Genomic DNA, 12,731 nt, shown 5'->3' on the forward strand with positions numbered 1-12,731 from the left:
GGTAGCCACGCCGGGTCGGCTACGTGTACCGGGTGGCTACGCGCACTGGGTAGCCACGCGTGCCGGATGGCCATGCGCAGCGGGCAGCCTCGCGTACCGGGTTGCCGCGTGGGGCGGTCGACCACGCGTACCGGATGACCGGGGCCGGGGTCCGTAACGCCGACTTTCCTCTACAAATGGGACTAACTAGTCTCGAGGCATGTCAGCTGCACCGGTGTCCGGCGCCACCCCACCGCCCGACGGCGAGCGGGACTCCTCCGACGCCCTGGAGGCGGCGACGCAGGCGACGCGCGGGCTCCAGGGACTGTCCGCCGAGCTGACCGCGCGGGTGCCGCAGTTGCTCGAAGCGATGCGCTCCGTGGGCACCGGTCTGGAACTGCACTCCACCCTCGACCGCATCTGCGAGACGGCCGCCGAACTCGCCGACGCCCGCTATGCGGCGATCGGCGTCGTCTCCGAGGACGGCGAGGCGCTCTCGGACTTCGTCTTCCACGGGGTCGACGCGGAGACGGCGGAGCTCATCGGACGGCTCCCCGACGGCCATCGCGGGCTCCTCGGAGCGCTCATCCACGACCCGGGCCTGGTACGCCTCGCGAATCTGGCCGACGACCCGCGCTCCTGCGGCTTCCCGGCCCACCACCCGCCGATGCGAACCTTTCTGGGCGTCCCCATCCGCGTACAGGGGGAGATCTTCGGCAACCTCTATCTGACGGAGAAGCACGGCGGGGTCGAGTTCAACGACTACGACCTGAACATGGTGCGCGTCCTCGCCACGGAGGCCGGCATCGCCATCGGCAACGCGCGCCTGTACGAGGCCGCCAGGCAGCGCGAGCGGTGGATCGACGGGTCAGTGGCCGTCACGACCGCTCTGTTGTCCGGCAGTGACGCCGAGGAAGCCCTCCAGGTCGTCGCCGAACAGGCCAGACACCTGTCGGGATCGGCGGCCGGCATCGTCCTCCTGCCAGCCGAGGAGGGCGGCATGGAGATTGTCGCCGTCTCGGCGGACGATCCCTCGCAGGCCCTCGGCGTGATCATCCCGGCCGAAAGCGAGATCGTCGCCGAACTCCTGGGCGGGGCCGCGGTGTTCGTCGACGACGCGTCCACCGATCAGCGCATACTGACCGATCTCGCGCGCGACTACGGTCCCGCGATGATGCTGCCCCTCCGGAGCGACGGCCGCGTCCTCGGCACACTCGTGACGCCACGCGCGCGTGGCGCCCAGCCCTTCACCGACGCGGAGCGCACCCTCGCCACCCAGTTCGCCTCCCAGGCAGCGCTCGCGCTGATGATGGCGGAGGCGCAGCGCGACCGGGAGCGGCTCGCGGTGTACGAGGACCGTGACCGGATCGCCCGCGATCTCCACGACCTCGTCATCCAGCGCCTGTTCGCCACCGGGATGATGCTGGAGAGCGCCCAGCGCAGGTCCGTCGTGCCCGAGGTGCAGGTCGGTATCGGCAAGGCCGTCGACGAACTGGACGTCACCATCCAGGAGATCCGCACGGCCATCTTCGCGCTCCAGCAGGGGCCCGCCGAGGCACCCTCGGGCCTGCGCACACGCGTGCTGCGCGAGATCAACATGGCGGCCGTGCCGCTCGGCTTCAAGCCCACGCACCACTTCGCCGGCGCCGTCGACACCGTGGTCGGCGAACTCACCGGCAAGAACCTCATCGCGGCCCTGCGAGAGGCCCTGTCCAACGCGTTCCGGCACGCGGAGGCCGCCCGCATCGACGTGGTCGTCGACGCGAACGTCACGCTCCCCGACGGGCAGCGCGGCGTCCGGCTGACGGTCTGCGACGACGGCGTCGGCATCTCGGAGGGCGGCCGGCGCAGCGGCCTCAAGAACCTCAAGCGGCGGGCCGAGTCGCTGGGCGGCGACAGCTGGTACGGGCCGGGCATCGGCGAGGACGGGGGCGGCACGACCGTGGTCTGGCAGGCGCCTCACTGAGGATGCGACCAGGCAACGCCCCAGGTCTTGTCCGGGGTACGGATCTGAGCTGTACGGGCACCCGCTTCTCCCTGGGTGGGCGAGTTCAACAGGCCGCTGCCGTAAGCCGTAAGCCGTAAACCGTAAGCCCCGGGCCACGATCCGAGACATGCGCCAACGTCGTGGTCGTCCCCTTGCAGTCCGGTCGTCCGGCCGTCCGGTCACGGTCATCGGGTCGAGCTGTGCGCGTTGATCGCGTCCGCTGAGACCCACCCGCAGGTGTCCGAAGGATTCGACCGGGCTGAGGGGGCCGAGGGGGCCGGGACCAGGGCCGAGCCGCGCGGCTCTACGAGGAGAGCCCGAGGACCTGATACGAGGTCAGCGTCGGATTCTCGTGCGGGCCGGGACCCTGTGCGGGCCGGGCCCCTGCGCGGGCCCGGACCCACAGATGGAGGACCGTTTCTTCCCGCCTTCTGGGAGCTGCTTCTAGGCGTCGCCCCGTGCGCTGTCCTCGGAGGGCTGACGCGCCGCCAGGATCTGCTCGATGATCGCGGCCACGCCGTCCTCGTTGTTCGGCACCGTGTGGCCCGACGCGGCTGCGAGCACGTCCGGGTGTGCGTTGCCCATCGCGAACGAGGTGCCGGCCCAGCGGAGCATCTCCATGTCGTTGGGCATGTCCCCGAAGGCGACGACCTCGGCCGCCGTGATGCCGCGCTCGGCGCAGCACAGCTCGAGGGTGCTGGCCTTGGAGACGCCGGGGCCGCTGATCTCCAGGAGCGCGCTGGGGCTGGACCGGGTGATCGCCGCGCGATCGCCGACGGCCGCGCGAGCGAGGGCGAGGAACTCGTCGGGCGCGAGGTCGGCGTGGTACGCGAGCAGTTTGAGTACGGGCTGGTCGGCGCAGGGCGAGTCGTCGGCGAGGAGCTTCTCGGCGGCCGCGACGCTCTCCCCCGCCTCCAGGTGCAGCGGCGGGTACGTCGGCTCGTGGTGGAGGCCACCGGTCCGCTCGACGGCGAAGGCCGTGCCGGGCGCGGCGGCGCGCAGGATGCGTACGACGTCGAGGGCGATCCCGGAGGCGAGGTCCCTGACCTTCACGAACCGGTGGCGGCCGGGGCCGCCGTGCAGGTCCACCACGGCCGCGCCGTTACCGCAGATCGCCAGGCCGTGGCCGTGCACGTGGTCGCTGACGACGTCCATCCAGCGGGCCGGTCTGCCGGTCACGAAGAAGACCTCGATGCCGGCCCGTTCGGCGGCGGCGAGCGCGGCGACCGTCCGCGGCGAGACGGACTTGTCGTCGCGCAGCAGCGTGCCGTCCAGGTCCGTGGCGACGAGCCGGGGCGCGGGGGCGTTGGCGGCCGGGGTCCAGGGCCGAGGAGTCGGTGAGGTCACCGCACTATTGTCCCGCATATGCGCGCACGGGCGTGCGGTGGGGCGCGCAGATGAGTACGGTCCTCGCGCAGGCGCCCCACCGGTTCCGCCGGTTGCCGCGGGGACTCAGCCGAGCTGGGCGAGGGCCTCGGTGGCGATGCTTTCGAAGACCTTCTGGTCGGCTGCGAACTCCGAGTCGGGAATGGGCCAGTGGATCACGATCTCGGTGATGCCCAGGGCGGCGTGCTTGCCGGCGAAGTCGACGAAGGCGTCCACGGACTCCAGCGGACGGCTTCGGTCCGGGGTGAACCCGGTGAGGAGGACCTTGTCGAGTTCGGCGGCGTCCCGACCGATCTCGGCGCAGGCGTCGGCGAGCTTGGCGGCCTGTCCGCGAATGGCTTGAATCGACTCCTCTGGCGTGCCCGTCTCGAACAGTTTCGGGTCGCCCGTCGTCACCCATGCCTGCCCGTGCCGGGCGGCCAGCTTCAGTCCGCGCGGTCCCGTCGCGGCCACCGCGAAGGGCAGTCGGGGCCGCTGCACGCAGCCCGGGATGTTCCGTGCCTCCTGGGCAGAGTAGAACTCGCCGTCGTACGTCACCGAGTCCTCGCTCAGCAGCCGGTCGAGCAGCGGGACGAACTCGGCGAAGTGGTCGGCCCGTTCGCGCGGGGTCCACGGCTCCTCGCCGGCCTTCAGGAGCGTCGTCGCGTCGAAGCCGTTGCCGCCCGCGCCGATGCCGAGGGTGATCCGGCCACCGGAGATGTCGTCGAGGGAGATCAGTTCCTTGGCCAGGGTGACCGGGTGCCGGAAGTTCGGCGAGGTGACGAGTGTGCCGAGGCGCATCCGCTCCGTGACGGACGCGGCGGCCGTCAGGGTCGGCAGGGCGCCGAACCACGGGCCGTCGCGGAAGGTCCGCCAGGCCAGGTGGTCGTAGGTGTACGCGGTGTGGAAACCCAGTTCCTCGGCGCGCTGCCACGCGGCTCGGCTGCCCTCGTGCCAGCGGCGGTAGGGCAGGATCACGGTGCTCAGGCGCAGGGCGGGCGTGGGCTGACGGGGCTGATCGCTCATGCCTCAGAGCCTAAGCGGCGCGCGCCGGGCGTGGGCCGGGGTGAGGGCGACGCAGGGACCGCGGCGCGCAGGTCCGGCCGGTCTCAGTCGCGAAACCGCAGGTAGCGGGGTGGAACGGCCTCTGTGAGCCAGACGCCGTTGGTGCTGACGCGGAACGTGTGGCCGTCCCGGTGCATCGCCCCCGCGTCGACGGACAGCACGACGGGGCGGCCGCGGCGGGCGCCGACGCGGGTGGCGGTCTCGCGGTCGGGCGAGAGATGGACGTCGTGCCGGCTCATGGGCCGCAGCCCCTCGGCACGGATCGCGTCCAGGTTCGCCGCGACGGTGCCGTGGTAGAGGTACGCGGGCGGCGTGGCCGGGGGCAGCCCGAGGTCGACGTCCACGGTGTGGCCCTGGCTGGCGCGGATCCGGGAGCCCTCGATCGCGAAGCGCCGCTTGTCGTTGGCGGCGACGACATGGTCGAGCTCGTCCCGCGTGATGCGGAAGCCGTGGGCGGCGGCCGCGGCGAGCAGCGTCCCGATCTCGACCCAGCCGCCCTCGTCGAGGGTCAGCCCGATCCGCTCCGGTTGGTGACGCAGGTGCTTCGAGAGGTACTTCGACACCTTGACGACACGTCTTTCATCCATCCCGTCAGAGTGGCGGGCGTCTCACTCCTCGTGCACGTGATTTTTCTGTTCGCAGGTTTGATCCACAGCCAAGTCCGGTTATCCACAGGGGATTTGGCGATTCTGTGGACAACCGTCATGTAGTTGGCGGCATTTGGTCAACAGAAGGAGAATTGCGATGATTTGAGGTGAGAGAGTCCAATGTTCTTGCTTGTACTTCCCGTTCGGTCGCCGCTGCGATGAACGCGGCGGCGCTCTCGGCTCCAACAAGGCTCTGTACAGCGCGGATCGTGTCGGCGGGAAGAGCGACCGAATGAGCCTCCTCCGCATGGGAGACGACCGGGCCCTCCGACAGGTGGCGGTGGAGGTGCCGAGTGGCGAACAGCTTCATGGCACGCGCCAGTTCGGCGTCGACCGACTGCTGTGCGAGCGGCCGCAGTCTGCGTACGAGCGAGGCCGCCTCGGCCGCTTCCGCGTCCGTCGGGGGCAACGGGCCGAGGTAGCGCGCGAAGACATGCTCGGTCGTGAACTCCAGGAAACGGGTGGCGATGTGCTCGATCTGCCCCCTCAACTCCCTCAGGTGAGCCGAGATCGCGGGCAGTGGAACGCCGGACGCGTGCAACTCGGCTGCCACAGACAGCTCTTGAGGGCTCGGCACCAGGAACTCGTCCTCATGCCCAGGAATCTGCTCCAGGATCCCGAGCGCCACCGCGTCGGCGATGGCCGCCTCGTCCTCGCTGCCTCCGAACCGTGCCGCGAGATCGGCGCGCGAGATCCGGTCGGCCTTCTCGTCGGTCCACGGCCCGTCCACTTCCGCGACCAGGCCGAGCACACCACCGAGCCCGCGCCCCGCGTCCCACGCCTCGAGCAGCTCCTTGATCGAGGCCAGGGTGTACCCGCGGTCGAGGAGGTCGGCGATCTGCCGCAGCCGGGCCAGATGCGTGTCCCCGTACACATTGGCCCTGCCGCGCCGCTCGGGGCGGGGGAGCAGCCCGCGGTCCTGGTAGGCGCGGATGGTGCGGACCGTGGCGCCGCTGCGGTGCGCCAGGTCCTCGATCCGGTACTCGGCCACAGCCTGTTCCGTCACGCTTCACATCCCTCTGCCGTGCCTGTGGCCGCCGTGCCTGTGGGAAGGCGGCGCCGACCCGTGTCCGGACGTCGATCGCGTGCGGCCGGACGAAGGTCCCTAGGACAGAGCGGTCCGGCCGATCGCACCCGCCGCCGTCCTCGCCGCGGGCGACTGCGCCAGATACTCGACGGCCTTGCGCAGCGACCCCTCCTGCGAGGGATGGTACGACCGCCGCAGATAGCGGGGTATCGCCGCACCCAGCTCCCGCCAGCTGGGCAGCAGTCCCTTGCGCACCGCCCTGTTGTGTTCCGCCGGCGAGTAGCGCATCCGTCCGGCGAGCTGCGGGTCGTGACGTATGAGATACGCCGCGCCCCAGGCCCACAGGTACAGCATCACGGGAGCGGTGACGGCCATGCCCGCGAGCCGACGGGCGTAGCGGGGCAGGCCCTCGCCGCCGCAGTGCTGGTACATGTCGAACGCGACCGCGCGGTGCTCGACCTCCTCCGCGCCGTGCCAGCGCAGCAGGTCGAGCATGACCTCGTCCGTGCCCGCCGCGTCGAGCCCTTCGGCGTGCAGCACCCAGTTCCCCAGGACCGCGGTGAACTGCTCGATCGCCGCGATGACGGAGAGGCGGAAGCGCAGCCACTCCTGGGTGGAGATCGGAGCGCCCAGCGGCGGCCGCTCGCCGAGGAGCTTCTCGAAGAGGAAGTCGACGTACTTCGTGAAGTCCTGGGTGTCGAGTCGCTGAGCGGCCAGGTGGTCGAGCACGTACGCGTGCTGCACGCTGTGCGTGGCCTCCTGACCCATGAACCCCTTGACGTCCCGCAGCAGTTCGGGATCGTCGACGAGCGGAAGGCCCTCCTTGAAGACCTTCACGAACCACCGCTCCCCCGCCGGGAGCAGCAGGTGCAGCACGTTGATGACGTGCGTCGCCGTGGGCTCGTCCGGTATCCAGTGCAGCGGCGTCGTCTCCCAGTCGAAGGCGACGCGGCGCGGGGTGATCGCGTAGTGCCCGGCGGGCTCCGTGCGTCCGGTGCGATCGGGGCTCTCCTCGGTGCTCACAGCGGCGGCTCCAATCGTGCGACGGCGCGCAGGGCCTTGGGCGTGAAGCGGGACATGAGGTGGGCGCCGCGGGCCTCCGGTGTGACCGGGACGACCGCCTGATTGCGCACGACGGCGGTCAGGATCGCGTCGGCGACCTTCTCCGGCGGGTAGTTGCGCAGGCCGTACAGGCGCGAGGACTTCTTCTGGCGGCGCTTCTCCTCCTCGGCGTCGACCCCGGCGAAGCGGGCCGTCGCCGTGATGTTCGTGTTCACGAGGCCGGGACAGATCGCGGAGACACCGATCCCCTGGCCCGCCAGCTCGGCGCGCAGGCACTCGCTGAGCATGAGGACGGCCGCCTTGGACGTGCTGTAGGCGGGCAGCGCCTTGGAGGGCTGGAATGCCGCGGCGGACGCCGTGTTCACGATGTGACCGCCCTGTCCGCGCTCGGCCATCTGCTTGCCGAACAGGCGGCAGCCGTGGATGACGCCCCACAGATTGACGTCGAGGACCTTCTTCCAGTCCTCCGGCGTGGTGTCGAAGAACGACCCGGACAGGCCGATGCCCGCGTTGTTCACCAGCACGTCGACGATGCCGTACTCGGCGGCAACCTTCTCGGCGAGCTTCTCCATCGCCTGCTCGTCACTCACGTCCACGGTCTCGGCCCATGCCTGGGGGGCGCCTATGAGCTGGGCCATCTCGGCGGTGCGGGCCGCGCTCTCCGTGTCCCGGTCGACGGCCACCACGCGCGCGCCGGCCTCGGCGAACGCGAAGGCGGTGGCCCGCCCGATGCCGCTGCCCGCTCCGGTGACCAGCACGAGCTGGCCGCCGAAGCGCTCGGCGTGCTTGCCCGTGGCCTTCGTACGCTCTGCGGGCACACCCGTCTCCCGCTCCTCGTTCGCCAGGACGAATTCGCTGATCCACGCGGACAGTTGATCCGGTCGGGTGCGCGGTACCCAGTGCTTGGCCGGCAGCGTGCGCCGGACCAATCCCGGTGCCCACAGCTCCAGCTCGTCATAGAGCCGCTCGGACAGGAAGATGTCGCCGAGGGGCAGGACGAGCTGCACCGGCACGTGCGCGTACGCGTCAGCCCGTGGCCTGCTCAGCCGCGCCCGGACGTTGTCCCGGTAGAGCCAGGCGCCATGGGCGGCGTCCGAAGGCAGGGACGGCGTCGGGTAGTCGCCCGCCGGCACCTTCTCCATGCGTTCGAGGATCTTCGGCCAGCGCTTGCCGAGCGGCCCGCGCCAGGCGAGCTCGGGCAGCACGGGCGTGTGCAGCATGTACACGTACCAGGACTTGGCGCCCTGGCCGAGCAGCTGGCCCACCCTGCGGGGCGTCGGCCGCGCCATGCGCTTCTTGATCCAGTGCCCGAAATGGTCGAGCGACGGGCCCGACATGGAGGTGAAGGACGCGATCCTGCCTTCGGTGCGCCGGACCGTGGCGAACTCCCAGGACTGCACCGAGCCCCAGTCGTGGCCGACCAGATGGACGGGGGCGTCCGGGCTGACCGCGTCGGCGACCGCGAGGAAGTCGTCCGTCAGCTTCTCCAGCGTGAACCCGCCGCGCAGCGGCGTCGGCGCCGTCGACCTGCCGTGGCCCCGCACGTCGTACAGGACCACATGGAAGCGGTCGGCGAGCCGCTCGGCGACCTCCGACCACACCTCCTTCGAGTCCGGGTAGCCGTGCACGAGCACCACCGTGGGCCGGGCCGGGTCGCCCAGCTCGGCCACGCACAGCTCGATACCGCCCGTGCTCACCCAGCGCTCCCGCGCCCCGGCCAGCCCCTTGAGTTCCGCCATCAGATGCCCTCCGCCCAGCGCCGCACATGCGGCAGATCGTCGTCCAGCCAGAACGCGCTCTGTTCGGGGTCCTTGGAGTCGGTGACGACCAGGATCTCCTCGAACTTCGCGCCCGTACCCCGAAAGCCGAGGTGCGGCTCCACCGCCCACAGTCCCGGCTGCGGCGGATGGTCGGAGAACTTGTACGGCGACCACAGCGGGGACCAGCCGTCCCGATGCCCATGGATCGCGTCGCTCGCGAGCCCCTTCAGGGACTGCGTGCCGAAGCCGAACAGCGTCGGGGAGATCCGGCGCTCCTTGACCCGGTCCACCTTGTGCGCGATCACTCCGAACGGGTACGCGCGATGTCGGTTCGCATAGCCCTGACGGACCATGAGGCGGTCCACGTCCTCGTAGATCTCCCGCAGGGAACGGCGCTCACGGACCTCGCGCAGGATCAGTTCGCGATGTGCCTCGAGGTCGGCGAGCAGCTTGTCCTGCACGGGATTGAGGCCGAGCGAGCCCGAGTAGCCGATGTCCGCCGTACAGCCCTTGTAGACCGGGGCCATGTCGAGGATGAACGGCATCCCCGCCTCCAGCTTCCGGTTCGTCGGGAAGAACTGGAGCGGGATCCGGAAGCCGGCGAACGCCGTGCGGTCGCCGAACCAGGCGAACGGCAGATGGAACCAGTCGCGCACCCCGCGCTCGCGCAGCCACTCCCGCTGCACCCGGGCGGCCTCGCGCTCCGTCACGCCCGGCTCGAGCTGCGCCGCGACCGCCTCCGCACACTCGTACGCGAGGGACTGGACTTCTCTGAACCCCCGCAGTTCCGCGGAGAGTTCACGTACCACTGCTGAGGTCATGCCACCGTCCGTCCGTGTCCCGTCCGTTGCCGTACGTGCTCGTAACTTGACACTGATGAATGTGACAATGGTTGACGGCTGCGTCAAGGGGTGTGCACGGGCGCCGGTGGAAATCTCCGGGAGCTCCACGAGAGCGACTCAGGGAGGAACCCCTAGGGACCCGTAGTACTCGAGTCTGAGACGGGGACAAGCCCCTGGTCTGACGATCCGTGTGGTCTGCGCCACTACCTTCGAAGTGTGACTGTGATCGCGACCGAAAGCCTGAGCAAGCGGTTCCCCCGGGTGACCGCGCTTGACCGGCTCTCCATGGACATCGGGCCCGGTGTGACGGGACTCGTCGGAGCCAATGGAGCCGGCAAGTCCACACTGATCAAGATCCTGCTGGGTCTGTCCCCCGCCACGGAGGGCCGCGCCGCCGTGCTCGGCCTCGACGTGGCCACCGAAGGCGCCGCCATCCGCGAACGCGTCGGCTACATGCCGGAACACGACTGCCTACCGCCCGACGTCTCGGCCACCGAGTTCGTCGTCCACATGGCGCGTATGTCGGGCCTGCCGCCCACCGCGGCCCGCGAGCGCACCGCCGACACCCTCCGCCACGTCGGCCTCTACGAAGAGCGCTACCGCCCCATCGGCGGCTACTCGACGGGCATGAAGCAGCGCGTGAAGCTCGCGCAGGCTCTTGTCCACGACCCGCAGCTCGTCTTCCTCGACGAACCGACGAACGGTCTCGACCCGGTCGGCCGTGACGACATGCTCGACCTGATCCGTCGCGTCCACACCGACTTCGGCATCTCGGTCCTCGTCACCTCGCACCTCCTGGGCGAGCTCGAGCGCACCTGTGACCACGTCGTCGTGGTCGACGGCGGAAAGCTCCTGCGCTCCAGTTCCACCACGGACTTCACCCAGACCACGACGACTCTGGCGATCGAGGTCACCGACTCCGACGAACACCCGGACGGCACGCGCGCGTTGCGCGAGGCCTTCGCCCTGCGCGGCATCGAGACCGCGACCGGCGGAGAGCTGCCCGGCGCCGGACACACGGTCCTGATCACCACCCAGAGCGACGACACCTACGACCTCGTGCGCGACATCGTCGCCGAGCTCGGCCTCGGGCTGATCCGGATGGAACAGCGCAGGCACCACATCGCGGAAGTCTTCCGCTCAGAGACGGACAACGAGCGGAAGGAGGCGGTCACCCATGGCGGTTGAGCAGTCCCTCACCCCCGCCGGTGAGCAGACCCGCATCCACAACATCGGCTACCGCCATTACGACGGCCCGCGCCTCGGCCGCGCCTACGCCCGCCGCTCGCTCTTCTCCCAGAGCCTGCGCGGCGCCTACGGCCTCGGCCGGTCGGCCAAGTCCAAAGTGCTGCCCATGCTGCTCTTCGTCGTGATGTGCGTCCCCGCGCTGATCATGGTCGCGGTGGCCGTCACCACCAAGATGAAGGACCTGCCGGTCGACTACACGCGCTACGCGATCCTTCTGCAGGCCGTCATCGGTCTCTATCTCGCCTCCCAGGCACCTCAGTCCGTCTCGCGCGACCTGCGCTTCAAGACGGTCCCCCTGTACTTCTCACGCCCCATCGAGCGCGGTGACTACGTCCTGGCGAAGTTCGCGGCCATGACCTCCGCCCTGTTCGCCCTCACGGCGGCCCCGCTGATCGTGCTCTACGCAGGCGCGCTGCTCGCCAAGCTCGACTTCGCCGAACAGACCAAGGGATTCGCCCAGGGACTGGTCTCCGTGGCTCTGCTCTCGCTGCTCTTCGCCGGAATCGGCCTCGTCGTCTCGGCGGTCACCCCCCGCCGCGGCTTCGGCATCGCCGCCGTCATCGCCGTCATGACCATCTCCTACGGAGCGGTCTCCACCGTCCAGGCCATCGCCGACTCGCAGGGCAACGGCGGCGCGATCACGTGGCTCGGCCTCTTCTCGCCGGTCACCCTCATCGACGGCGTGCAGACCGCCTTCCTCGGTGCCACCTCCGCCTTCCCCGGCGGGCAGGGCCCCTCGACCGGCCAGGGCGTCGTCTATCTGCTCGTCGTGCTCGGACTCATCGCGGGCTGCTACGGCCTCCTGATGCGCCGCTACCGGAAGGTCGGACTGTGACCACGATCAACATCGACCACGTATCGCGCTGGTTCGGCAACGTGGTGGCGGTCAACGACATCACGATGACGATCTCCCCCGGCGTCACCGGCCTCCTCGGCCCGAACGGCGCGGGAAAGTCCACCCTCATCAACATGATGGGCGGCTTCCTCGCCCCGTCGAACGGAACGGTCACCCTCGACGGGGAGCCGATCTGGCGCAACGAACAGGTCTACCGCCACATCGGCATCGTCCCCGAGCGCGAGGCGATGTACGACTTCCTCACCGGCCGTGAATTCGTCGTCGCCAACGCCGAGCTGCAGGGTCTCGGCCCGCACGAGGCACAGAAGGCGCTCGCCACGGTCGAGATGGAGTACGCGCAGGACCGCAAGATCTCGACGTACTCCAAGGGCATGCGGCAGCGCGTGAAGATGGCGTCCGCCCTGGTCCACGAGCCGTCCGTGCTGCTGCTCGACGAGCCGTTCAACGGCATGGACCCGCGCCAGCGCATGCAGCTCATGGACCTCCTGCGCCGCATGGGCGCCGAGGGCCGCACGGTCCTCTTCTCGTCCCACATCCTCGAAGAGGTCGAGCAGCTCGCCTCCCACATCGAGGTGATCGTCGCCGGGCGCCACGCGGCCGGCGGTGACTTCCGCAAGATCCGCCGCCTGATGACCGACCGCCCGCACCGCTATCTGATCCGCTCCAGCGACGACCGCGCCCTCGCGGCCGCCCTGATCGCGGACCCGTCCACCGCGGGCATCGAAGTCGACCTCAAGGAGGGCGCGTTGCGCGTCCAGGCCGTCGACTTCGGCCGGTTCACCACCCTGCTGCCCCAGGTCGCCAAGGCCCACGGCATCAGACTGCTCACGGTCTCGCCGTCCGACGAGTCCCTCGAGTCCGTGTTCTCGTATCTGGTCGCGGCGTAGGAGGCC

The 12,731-nt window shown here is 70.1% G+C and carries 11 protein-coding genes; 4 read left to right on the forward strand and 7 right to left on the reverse strand.

The window, feature by feature from the left end; genetic code table 11:
- Positions 1-199: 199 nt before the first annotated feature.
- Complete coding sequence (locus tag ACFC96_RS16700; protein WP_376612848.1) at positions 200-1,945, forward strand: GAF domain-containing sensor histidine kinase; 1,746 nt, start codon at positions 200-202, stop codon at positions 1,943-1,945.
- A gap of 465 nt (positions 1,946-2,410) precedes the next feature.
- On the opposite strand, the gene ACFC96_RS16705 is transcribed toward ACFC96_RS16700, so the two are convergent.
- From ACFC96_RS16705 to ACFC96_RS16735, 7 genes are all read right to left on the reverse strand, one after another.
- Complete coding sequence (locus ACFC96_RS16705; protein WP_376255280.1) at positions 2,411-3,331, reverse strand: HAD hydrolase family protein; 921 nt, start codon at positions 3,329-3,331, stop codon at positions 2,411-2,413.
- A gap of 87 nt (positions 3,332-3,418) precedes the next feature.
- Positions 3,419-4,357, reverse strand: coding sequence for an LLM class flavin-dependent oxidoreductase (locus tag ACFC96_RS16710; protein ID WP_376255278.1), 939 nt, complete (start codon positions 4,355-4,357; stop codon positions 3,419-3,421).
- 83 nt (positions 4,358-4,440) lie between these two features.
- Positions 4,441-4,983: an RNA 2'-phosphotransferase gene (locus ACFC96_RS16715; protein ID WP_376612850.1), complete on the reverse strand. Its 543-nt coding sequence runs from the start codon at positions 4,981-4,983 to the stop codon at positions 4,441-4,443.
- Between the two features lie 115 nt (positions 4,984-5,098).
- The gene (locus tag ACFC96_RS16720; RefSeq protein ID WP_376612852.1) at positions 5,099-6,049 is read right to left on the reverse strand and encodes a MerR family transcriptional regulator; all 951 of its coding nucleotides are present in this window, start codon (positions 6,047-6,049) and stop codon (positions 5,099-5,101) included.
- Positions 6,050-6,148: 99 nt separating this feature from the next.
- Positions 6,149-7,093: a metal-dependent hydrolase gene (locus ACFC96_RS16725; RefSeq protein ID WP_376612854.1), complete on the reverse strand. Its 945-nt coding sequence runs from the start codon at positions 7,091-7,093 to the stop codon at positions 6,149-6,151.
- A complete protein-coding gene (locus ACFC96_RS16730) occupies positions 7,090-8,871 on the reverse strand; it encodes an SDR family oxidoreductase (RefSeq protein WP_376612856.1) in 1,782 nt (593 codons plus the stop codon). Before ACFC96_RS16730 ends, ACFC96_RS16725 begins: the two co-directional genes overlap by 4 nt.
- The gene (locus ACFC96_RS16735; protein ID WP_376612858.1) at positions 8,871-9,713 is read right to left on the reverse strand and encodes a M24 family metallopeptidase; all 843 of its coding nucleotides are present in this window, start codon (positions 9,711-9,713) and stop codon (positions 8,871-8,873) included. Before ACFC96_RS16735 ends, ACFC96_RS16730 begins: the two co-directional genes overlap by 1 nt.
- 243 nt (positions 9,714-9,956) lie before the next feature.
- Here ACFC96_RS16735 and ACFC96_RS16740 point away from each other — a divergent pair, with 243 nt between their 5' ends.
- Genes ACFC96_RS16740 through ACFC96_RS16750 form a run of 3 tightly spaced genes read left to right on the forward strand, consistent with a single transcriptional unit; the run spans position 9,957 to position 12,725 of the window.
- Positions 9,957-10,922 carry an ABC transporter ATP-binding protein gene (locus tag ACFC96_RS16740; RefSeq protein ID WP_100597170.1) on the forward strand — a complete coding sequence of 322 codons (966 nt, stop codon included), beginning with the start codon at positions 9,957-9,959 and terminating at the stop codon, positions 10,920-10,922.
- Positions 10,912-11,817 (forward strand): ABC transporter permease, encoded by a 906-nt coding sequence (locus ACFC96_RS16745; RefSeq protein ID WP_376255267.1) that lies wholly within the window; start codon positions 10,912-10,914, stop codon positions 11,815-11,817. The genes ACFC96_RS16740 and ACFC96_RS16745 overlap by 11 nt, the downstream gene beginning before the upstream one ends.
- Positions 11,814-12,725, forward strand: a complete 912-nt coding sequence (locus ACFC96_RS16750; RefSeq protein WP_376612860.1) for an ABC transporter ATP-binding protein — start codon at positions 11,814-11,816, stop codon at positions 12,723-12,725. Before ACFC96_RS16745 ends, ACFC96_RS16750 begins: the two co-directional genes overlap by 4 nt.
- Positions 12,726-12,731: the final 6 nt, after the last annotated feature.

It is taken from the genome of Streptomyces sp. NPDC055955 (genome assembly GCF_042270245.1).
Taxonomy (GTDB): domain Bacteria; phylum Actinomycetota; class Actinomycetes; order Streptomycetales; family Streptomycetaceae; genus Streptomyces.

Bases quoted from the DNA above. Each gene is read 5' to 3' on its own strand.
- ACFC96_RS16700 (WP_376612848.1), top strand. From the start codon at position 200: ATGTCAGCTGCACCGGTGTCCGGCGCCACCCCACCGCCCGACGGCGAG.
- ACFC96_RS16705 (WP_376255280.1), bottom strand. From the start codon at position 3,331: ATGCGGGACAATAGTGCGGTGACCTCACCGACTCCTCGGCCCTGGACC.
- ACFC96_RS16710 (WP_376255278.1), bottom strand. From the start codon at position 4,357: ATGAGCGATCAGCCCCGTCAGCCCACGCCCGCCCTGCGCCTGAGCACC.
- ACFC96_RS16715 (WP_376612850.1), bottom strand. From the start codon at position 4,983: ATGGATGAAAGACGTGTCGTCAAGGTGTCGAAGTACCTCTCGAAGCAC.
- ACFC96_RS16730 (WP_376612856.1), bottom strand. From the start codon at position 8,871: ATGGCGGAACTCAAGGGGCTGGCCGGGGCGCGGGAGCGCTGGGTGAGC.
- ACFC96_RS16735 (WP_376612858.1), bottom strand. From the start codon at position 9,713: ATGACCTCAGCAGTGGTACGTGAACTCTCCGCGGAACTGCGGGGGTTC.
- ACFC96_RS16745 (WP_376255267.1), top strand. From the start codon at position 10,912: ATGGCGGTTGAGCAGTCCCTCACCCCCGCCGGTGAGCAGACCCGCATC.